This is a genomic window from Actinomadura darangshiensis (genome assembly GCF_004349235.1).
Lineage (GTDB): Bacteria > Actinomycetota > Actinomycetes > Streptosporangiales > Streptosporangiaceae > Spirillospora > Spirillospora darangshiensis.
In genome coordinates, this window is the sequence record NZ_SMKY01000394.1 from 1 (window position 1) to 6,816 (window position 6,816).

The following is a 6,816-nucleotide window of genomic DNA, read 5'->3' on the forward strand; positions in this document are numbered from 1 at the left end:
TCGGCCCCAGGAGGGCCTCATCCCGGCCCCAGGCATGATCACCCACGCGTGGCGTAGAGCGTGTTTGCCCTGGTCAAGGGTGGTGGGTTGCGTGGGACTCGAACCCACAACCTACGGATTAAAAGCGCTGCTCTCGTATCAGAACAGTGCTCTCACTGTCAGACTGTACCGCTCTGTCCGCATCGAGCACCATCACCATGCCGCCACATCCCGCTCCATGCCAGTCCGTTTCGAAACCGCCGAGCAGACAACGAGCAAACATGCCTGGGTACCGACCGCGGTAGGGAAGCGGAGCACCCCACTCACCCGGGGGAGAACGCCCGCGACTTCATGACGCGTGGCTCGGTCGGCGGGCCGCCCTCGCTTTCGCGGGGGAGTGGCTTCGGGGAGATCATTAGCGGGCCCGGCGAACGACATCATGGGGACCTCCGTGACCAGACGCGAAAGCGGGTGCGCTGTGCGCCAGGTTGATCGTGACGGCGGACGGCGCAGCACTGCGTGCTCCAACGGCACCGTCCGGGGTGATGACGGTTCGCCGCAGGCCAGGATCGCGGCGACTGTTCGGCGTCCGGCGCTGCACGCTGTTGAGGTGGCGTTCGGCGGCTAGATAGCGGGAGAATTCCAGCGGTTGGGTCGAAGTAGGAGCGTGGGTGCCCGGCTGACCTGCTCTGCCGTGGCCCGCCCCCCCTCCGCACCGTTTGACGACCTACCCGACCTACCGTCCTGTGCGACCTTCGACCTGCCGTCCTGTGCGCCCTTCCGCGGGGGCCGGCCGGACCGATTGGTGACTCACGTCCGTGGCCGTCAAGCTCATGGGAAAGCAGCTGCGAGCGTCGAGCTGGAGGTGACCGCGGGCCTTCGAAGGTCATCTCTTCGTCGCACCGTCGCGCTGTATGGAGGGCCGCCGCTCCGGATTGGTGGTGGGAGCGGCTACGCTCTGTTGCGGAGCAGGGGATCCCGTTTCGGTCCTCTTACCCCGCGAATTACATTCACTGTGACTCATCTCACAATCCGTTGGATGAGGTGCGTTCAGTTGGGCAAAAGGCAGGGGCGGTTGGTTCCGTCGGGAGGATGTGCGGCTTCGCCATCGGGGCCGACTGATTTGCGTGTGACCAGCGCTGACGTTCCTGGAGTCAGATCGGGATCGTCGGTGGCAACAGGGTGGTCGGGGTTGTCTGGGCTGTGAGGCCCTTCGGTGATCGGCGGATGTGGGAACGATCCAGCCGAGCAGGAGAGACACACCGCGACGCGCCTGGCCGTCTGGCGCCAGCCCGAACGTGCGGACATCCGCCGTTGGCGCGCCCGCCCCCTGATCCTGATCAACCCAGACCACGCCGCCACGGTCGACCTGTCCCGACCGCTTCTCACCGTCCCTCGGTATCCCAACGCCGATACGCCGCTGGTGATCGACGGGTGGTACCGCGTCCACCACGCCCCGAGCACCGGAATCCATCGGCCTGACCTGGACGCTGGGTCTGGTGAGGATCCCATCTACGCTGCGCGAATGACCCGATCCGTGCGTGCGGTCTCGTCTGGGGCGAGTCTGTTACCCGTCAATCTTGTTCTTGCCGTAGCGATGGCGGTGCTCTTGGTGGTTGCGGTGGCGGTCTGCCATTTCGGCCGGCTCGGGCATGCTCGTGCTGTTCTGCTGGCCGGGTTCCGCGCGGCTGTGCAGCTCGTGGCTGTCTCGCTGGTCATTGGCGTCGTTGTCGAATACGTGCCGCTGTTCGCGCTGTTCGTGTTCCTGATGTACGTGGTCGCGGTACGCACCAGCGGCCGTCGCCTCACCAAAGGCCGGACCGGTGGTGGGCGGCACTTCCCATCGCTGCGGGTGTCGCCCCCGTCCTGGCTCTCCTGCTCGCCACGGGACTGCTGCCGTCCAAGGGCATCAGTGTGATTCCCATTGCCGGCATCCTCATCGGCGGCGCGCTCACCGCTACCTATCTTTCCGGCCGCCGTGCTCTGGACGAATTGGCTCAGCGGTTCGGCGAAGTCGAGGCCGCGCTGTCACTCGGCTTGCTCGATCGTGAAGCGCGCCTGCTCATCGCCCGTGACAAAGCTGCTTCAGCTCTCATCCCGGCCATCGACCAGACGCGGACCGTCGGTCTGGTCACGCTGCCCGGCGCGTTCGTCGGCATGATGCTCGGCGGCGCGTCCCCGATCGCCGCCGGGGCGGTGCAACTGTTCGTTCTGATCGCGCTGCTGGCCGTAGAGGCGATCGCCACGTTTCTCACCCTCGAACTGGTGGCGCGCGGCGTCATCATCGACCGCGGTGACCACTGATCGACCGGTGACCGCTGGGGGCCACTTCATGCGGTGGGGTCACGTCGGTGGAGCACCAGGACGGCGATTCCGGTGGTCAGGATGATCGTGGCGATCTGGGCCAGGATTCCGGTGCCGAGGTGGTGGGTTCCGGCGGGGGTGAACAGGCTGGTCCAGTTCTGCCAGTAGTGCACGGGGAGGACGACCGCGACGGTGTGCAGGCTGGACTGGCCGTTGAGGATGCTGGCGACGACCACGAAGGCGATGGCGGCGCCGAGGGCTTCGGCGCCGCGTGGCAGCAGCAGCCCGAGCGTGAAGGCGATCGCGGCGATGCTGAGCATGCACAGCAGGGTGTAGCCGCTGGCGGCGAGGATGCGGGCGGCCGCATCGCCGCCGGTCAGGTCGGGTGCGTCGATGATGTGGAAGGGATGCGGGCCGAACACTGCGAGGCCGCTGAGGAGCCCTCCTGCCAGGACGCATCCGGTGGCGGCGACAGTGGTAACCGCGACGGCGCCGAGTTTTCCGGCCAACAGGCGTGATCGGGTGACCGGGGCGACGTAGAGGTAGCGCAGCGTTCCCCAGTCTCGGTCGGCGGATGCGATGGCGCAGGCCAGCAGTGCCACCACGATGGGCAGGAGCAGCGGCGCGATGAACTGCAGGCTCGCCATGGTGTGGTTGAGCGCGGAGTAGGTGGAGGCACCGAACAGGCCGCCTTGGTCGCCGTTGCGGTGTCCGGCGTGGGGAGCGGTGGCCATCGCGGCGAGGGCTGGGACCGCGGTCAGGCAGGCGAGCGCGATGAGCGTCCGGATCCGGAGGAGTTGGGTGGTCAGTTCAATGCGAAGCATGCTCGTCATCTCCTTCGGTCATGGTCAAGAACACCTCTTCCAGGGATCGGCTCGCCTGATGTACCGATGTGACGCCGATGCCTGCGGTGACCAAGGCGTGGACGAGGTCGCGGGACGGTGTGCCCGGTGCTGCGACGATGACCTCGCCGTCGTGGGCGGTGACCGTGGCGATGCCTGGCATCCGATGCAGCACGGCGGTGGCCCGCTGAGGGTCTTCCACTTGGATGCGGTAGGTGTCGTTGTCGCCGAGCAGGGCCGGGAGCGGGCCGGCGGTGACCAGCCGGCCGAGGTTCATGACGACGATGTGGGTCGCCAGTTGTTGCACTTCGGCCAGTTGGTGGCTGGACACGAGCACCGCGGCCCCCTGCCGGGCGAGTGCCCCCAGGTGCTCGCGCAGGGTCCGGACCTCGGCGGGGTCCAGGCCGTTGGCAGGCTCGTCGAGGATCAGCACGTCCGGTGCCCGCATCAGTGCCTGGGCGAGCATCAGCCGTTGCTTCATGCCGGTGGAGTAGCCCTTGACCTTCCGGTCGATCGCTGCGCCGAGCCCGGCGAGGTCGAGTGCGTCGTCCAAGGCGGGCGGTGGCCAGGCGCGCCGTGTGGCGGACCAAAGGAGCTTCAGATTGCCGGTGCCGGTCAGGTGCGGCACGAAGGCGGGCCCGTCGATGAGGACGCCGACGCGGCCGAGTACGTCGGCGCCGAGACCGATCGGCCGGCCAAGGATCATCGCGCTGCCGGTGTCGGGGGTGGACAGGCCGAGCAGCATCCGCATGGTGGAGGTTTTGCCCGCGCCGTTCGGGCCGAGCAGCGCGCAGATCTGGCCGGAGTTCACGGCGAAGCCGAGGCGGCGGACGGCCTGAGTGTGTCCGTACCGTTTGGACAGCTCATCCGCGCGGATCATCACCGTCGTGTGGTCGGCGGAGGTTTGCATTGTGTGCCTTTCTCGGGGTGAGGACCGGTCACGTGTCGGCAGGGTGGTCTGAGCCGTTCGAGTCAGGGGCCGGGGTGTCATTTGGACCCGTTCGCGGGACCGGGCGGCGGGGTGCGTGCGAGTTGGATCCCGGTGGCGACGAGAGAGGTGATCAGCCCGGCCCCGAGTGTGAGGGCGACCAGCGCTGGAACGGAGGTCAACGGCCCTGCGCCGGGCCAGAGCACGTCGCGGAACGCGGTTGTGAAGAGAATGGCGACGCTTCCGGTGATCACCGATGTCTCGGTCAGGCGGCGGGGCCCGGTGTCGGCAGGACGGGCGATGAATCCGGCGATCGCATTGCTGATCAGGCAGAAGGCCAGGTACGAGGTCGTTTCGACGACCAGCATCCAGGCGATGAGCAGCGGGTTCGTCCATTGTTCCCCGATGGCTTGCGCGCCGGTGATCCCGGCTGCGGCCAACAGGCTCAGCGTGATGAACACGGTCATCGCGCGTCGGCGCACCCACTCCGCCGCTTCCGGTTCGGCCCAGCGCCGCAGCGCGGGAATCCGCCGGCAGACCGTGACGACGTCGCCGAGCCAGTCATGCTGCCACCGGCGGGACGAACCGCGTGGTCTGCGGCATCGCAGCAGCATCGCCGCCACCACGAGGGTGAGGATCGATGCCGTGACCAGACCACCGATCAGCACCATGGTCCACGTGCTCCAAAGGGAGTCGTGTGCCCCGCTGATGACTGCGGACCACTCGAAGATCAGAGTGAGCCCGATCAGCGTGGTCATCGCCCCCGCCGCTCGCTCCGTCTGCTGCCGGCGGTCCGGTCCGCCCGGCATCCGCCAGGCCGGCAGCCGCAGAAGGATGACGAGCGCGAGCATCGGCACCGTGAACTGACACAACGACACCGCCACGTCATACGGGTCGTCCTGCCATGGGCTGACCGCCCTGACCGCCTTGTCCTGCGTTGCCAGAACGGTCAGCGCCTCGAACAGAGCCGCCGTGCCAAGGCTCGCCCAGACCACGGCAGGCGACGGTCGTCTCTTCCCATCGGCTTTCTCCATGACACACATAGTACGCATCTCGTAGTACGTGGCAAGTAGCATCGCGCTTCGTACTATCATGAGCGGGAGGCAAGGAGATCCATGCACAGCAACGACGCTCAGATGCTCGTGCTCACCGTCCTGGCGGAGCGCCCGCTGCACGGGTACGCCATCAACACCGCGATCGAAGAGCTCACCGGCCGCAAACTCGGCCCTGGCAGCCTCTATGGCGCCCTGTCCCGGCTGGAGGCGCGCGGACTGATCGAGCCCGCCGACCAGGTGCCCGAGGCCCGGGAACGACATCGAACGATGCAGATCACTGGGCCGGGTCGGGAGACGCTGCGCGTCGAGCTGGAGCAGATGGCCCGGGTCTCCAGGGCCGGGCTGAGCGCGCTCGGAATCGCGCCGGCATGAGGGCCTCCGCGCTCATCGCCGGGCTGTACCCGCCCGCCGTCCGTGAACGATGGGGCACAGAGATCAGCTACGAGGTGTCCGAATCGGGAATCCGTTCCTGGCCCAACGCCTTGACGGGGGCGGTACGACTCTGGCTCCACCCCAGCGACTGGCCTGAGACGCTCACCGGGCAGACCCGCCGCGTCCTGGCCGTAGCACTGTTCGCCGTCACCGCCGTCACCGCTCTGCTGATGCGCGCCACCGCGCCGTCCGACACGCTGACCGCGGATTTGGGCCACCCCATCACGAGTCTGTGGCTCGCACCCATCCTGCTCGGGATCGGCCTCGCCTCACCGCTCCCGCGAAGGCACGCGTTCAGGCGCCTGGCCACCGTGACGATCCGAACCCTCGCCGCCCCGACCGCCGCGGTCTTGATCATGCTGCTGGCAGCGAACAGCGGCCTGATCGAACACCCCACAGGATTCACCAACGCCGCCCTGCTCATCTATTACTGGGCCACCCTCGCCTTCACCGCGCTCCAGCTCTGCACCCTCGTCGCCCGCGCTGCCCCGGTCGCCACCCTTCCGACGACGCGCCGGCTGTGTGCGGCTCTCCTGTTCATCGGGACGGGACTGGCCCTCGCGACAGGCCAAAGCCTTCTCACCATCACCCGGACCGCGCCCCACGCCGGCCCCATCACCGTGACCCTGACGCTCGGCCTGCTGGCCGCCGCGACGATCCGCGCCGGCCACGATCTACGCCTACGCCAAATGGCCTGACCCTTATCGAACGGCAGCTGGTCGAGATGGCCCGCGTTTTAGCTCAAAGCCCTCTCGCTTCTTGGTGGATTGCGCCGCGATGGTTGACCTCGGCGTGATTGGGGGAACGTAGGCTACAGATTGTGACAGTTCAGAGACGCACTGTTCTCGCGCGGGTCGTTGGCTTGGCGGGCGTGGGGATCTGCGCAGCGTGTGGTGGGTCGTCCGGCCGTCGCCCGCCGCCAGGTCGGAGCTCTTTCCCGCAATCCGCCGTACCTACCACGACGGCACAATCTGGACGGCCGCGGCCGGGAGAGATCGTCCATGGCCCGCGAGCCGTCCGAGCAGTGGCGCTGACGTTCCACGGTGCGGGTGACCCCCAAGCTGGCGCGGCGCGTCCTGAACGAGCTGGATGCAGCGGGAGCGCGCATCACGGTAATGGCCGTGGGACGGTGGCTGGATGAGGAGCCACGGACGGCGCGGTCGTTCCTGGACGGTGGCCACGAACTTGGTAACCACACGCAGAACCATCGCGACATCGATGCGATGTCGGCGGCGGCGTCGTATGCGGAGATCGCACAGTGCGCCCTGCGGCTGCG

General features: G+C 67.7%; 8 protein-coding genes. 5 read left to right on the plus strand and 3 right to left on the minus strand.

The window, feature by feature from the left end:
• Positions 1–1,504: 1,504 nt before the first annotated feature.
• Positions 1,505–1,897: an ABC transporter permease gene (locus tag E1293_RS50380; RefSeq protein ID WP_279473352.1), complete on the plus strand. Its 393-nt coding sequence runs from the start codon at positions 1,505–1,507 to the stop codon at positions 1,895–1,897.
• A complete protein-coding gene (locus E1293_RS50385; RefSeq protein WP_279473353.1) occupies positions 1,855–2,283 on the plus strand; it encodes an ABC transporter permease in 429 nt (142 codons plus the stop codon). Before E1293_RS50380 ends, E1293_RS50385 begins: the two co-directional genes overlap by 43 nt.
• Positions 2,284–2,309: 26 nt before the next feature.
• Here the strand turns inward: E1293_RS50385 and E1293_RS42560 are convergent, their stop codons facing one another.
• The 3 genes from E1293_RS42560 to E1293_RS48190 form a co-directional block, all read right to left on the minus strand.
• The gene (locus E1293_RS42560) at positions 2,310–3,107 is read right to left on the minus strand and encodes an ABC transporter permease (protein WP_165978663.1); all 798 of its coding nucleotides are present in this window, start codon (positions 3,105–3,107) and stop codon (positions 2,310–2,312) included.
• Entirely contained in the window at positions 3,094–4,005 is a 912-nt protein-coding gene (locus E1293_RS42565; RefSeq protein ID WP_165978664.1) for an ABC transporter ATP-binding protein, read from the minus strand. The genes E1293_RS42560 and E1293_RS42565 overlap by 14 nt, the downstream gene beginning before the upstream one ends.
• A gap of 107 nt (positions 4,006–4,112) precedes the next feature.
• On the minus strand, positions 4,113–5,087 hold the full coding sequence (locus tag E1293_RS48190; RefSeq protein ID WP_165978665.1) for a hypothetical protein: 975 nt from the start codon (positions 5,085–5,087) through the stop codon (positions 4,113–4,115).
• Between the two features lie 81 nt (positions 5,088–5,168).
• Between E1293_RS48190 and E1293_RS42575 the strand changes: the two genes are divergently transcribed.
• The 3 genes from E1293_RS42575 to E1293_RS49960 form a co-directional block, all read left to right on the plus strand.
• Positions 5,169–5,480 (plus strand): PadR family transcriptional regulator, encoded by a 312-nt coding sequence (locus E1293_RS42575; protein WP_132205123.1) that lies wholly within the window; start codon positions 5,169–5,171, stop codon positions 5,478–5,480.
• Positions 5,477–6,238 carry a hypothetical protein gene (locus tag E1293_RS42580; RefSeq protein ID WP_207939432.1) on the plus strand — a complete coding sequence of 254 codons (762 nt, stop codon included), beginning with the start codon at positions 5,477–5,479 and terminating at the stop codon, positions 6,236–6,238. The genes E1293_RS42575 and E1293_RS42580 overlap by 4 nt, the downstream gene beginning before the upstream one ends.
• A 351-nt stretch (positions 6,239–6,589) precedes the next feature.
• A partial coding sequence (locus E1293_RS49960) for a polysaccharide deacetylase family protein (protein ID WP_243717408.1) occupies positions 6,590–6,816 on the plus strand: 227 nt, incomplete at its 3' end.

What these genes read in the sequence shown, in the direction of transcription:
- E1293_RS50380 (WP_279473352.1), top strand. Translation starts at nt 1,505, where the DNA reads ATGACCCGATCCGTGCGTGCGGTCTCGTCTGGGGCGAGTCTGTTACCC.
- E1293_RS42560 (WP_165978663.1), bottom strand. Translation starts at nt 3,107, where the DNA reads ATGCTTCGCATTGAACTGACCACCCAACTCCTCCGGATCCGGACGCTC.
- E1293_RS42565 (WP_165978664.1), bottom strand. Translation starts at nt 4,005, where the DNA reads ATGATCCGCGCGGATGAGCTGTCCAAACGGTACGGACACACTCAGGCC.
- E1293_RS48190 (WP_165978665.1), bottom strand. Translation starts at nt 5,087, where the DNA reads ATGGAGAAAGCCGATGGGAAGAGACGACCGTCGCCTGCCGTGGTCTGG.
- E1293_RS42575 (WP_132205123.1), top strand. Translation starts at nt 5,169, where the DNA reads ATGCACAGCAACGACGCTCAGATGCTCGTGCTCACCGTCCTGGCGGAG.
- E1293_RS42580 (WP_207939432.1), top strand. Translation starts at nt 5,477, where the DNA reads ATGAGGGCCTCCGCGCTCATCGCCGGGCTGTACCCGCCCGCCGTCCGT.